This window comes from Kocuria sp. CPCC 205263, assembly GCF_040981075.1.
GTDB classification, from domain to species: Bacteria; Actinomycetota; Actinomycetes; order Actinomycetales; family Micrococcaceae; genus Kocuria; species Kocuria rosea.
In genome coordinates, this window is the sequence record NZ_JAVKPV010000061.1 from 1 (window position 1) to 582 (window position 582).

Consider the following 582-nt stretch of genomic DNA (forward strand, 5'->3'; position numbering starts at 1 on the left):
GGAAATTATCGCTTTTATGGTGATATAACTCCTTCTAGAACTACCGGAGAAATTGCTGGGGCCAGACTGGTAAGAGAGTGGGATCCAAAAACAGATCAAACCAGAACTTGGTATGAAACACTTGATCATGCTGGAAATATTCGTAGTGTGGCTCCGAAACCTGTTACCAATGATAAGAATCACCATAGATTATTGGAATCATGATGTTATGGATCCCGGCCACCGAGCCGGGATCGTTTTAACAGATCTTACCCACAATGCCCGCTCCCGCGCTTGATCACCGGCACATCGCCGGTGTTGTTAAGTACACCCGGAAACCATCCTGCTACAGGTGTCAATGGTACACATGGTGAAACACATGTACCACCAGAGCAGGCTCTATGCCGCTAAAAAGGGAAGAGCAAAATGATTACTGATGCTGAGCTTCATGAATTAGAACAATCCATATTTACCGGGGTAACCGTGGGTGTGGGATCTTTAGTATTGCTGTTTTCATCAGGCGCTAGAGTAATGATCCAGTGCCCATTTCAGTATGGGGAAAAAGAGCGTTTACTTACAGGGCATGGTGAGGTCTTATCGACC

1 protein-coding gene is annotated in these 582 nt (G+C 45.9%); it reads left to right on the forward strand.

Features of this window, described 5'->3' with window-relative positions; all coding sequences use genetic code 11:
* Positions 1–204, forward strand: a 204-nt coding sequence (locus RF647_RS19125; protein WP_368813115.1) for a hypothetical protein, incomplete at its 5' end; no start/stop codon positions are given.
* Positions 205–582: the final 378 nt, after the last annotated feature.